General features: G+C 30.8%; 1 pseudogene. It reads left to right on the forward strand.

From position 1 onward, the window contains the following. Positions 1–393: pseudogene (locus M901_RS06010) on the forward strand (tail-specific protease); the annotation flags it as partial.

Genomic DNA, 393 nt, shown 5'->3' on the forward strand with positions numbered 1-393 from the left:
TTTTTAGGAAAGATTCTAAAAGAATCTCTTGAGAAGTATCACTACAGAAAGCTAGAAGTAAATGATGACCTATCTAAGAAAGCTTTTGGAAAGTTCATTGAAAAAATTGATTACTCAAAACAATTTCTACTGCAATCGGATGTAGATCGTTTGGCAAAGTATCAATCTCAAATGGATGATCAAATGAAAAAAGGGAAATATCCTGTTCTTGATCTTGCCATTGAAATTATGAATAAGAGAATTCAACAAGCGGAAGATTTTAGAAAGAAATATTTTAAATCTAAGTTTGATTTTACAAAGAATGAATATGCTGAAGTTGATAGAAAGAAGAGGACTTTTGCAAAGAGCGAAAAAGAGCTTGAAGAAATCTGGAGAAAGACTTTCAAACAGTCT

The organism is Bacteriovorax sp. DB6_IX (genome assembly GCF_000447775.1).
In the GTDB taxonomy this organism is placed as follows: Bacteria; Bdellovibrionota; Bacteriovoracia; order Bacteriovoracales; family Bacteriovoracaceae; genus Halobacteriovorax_A.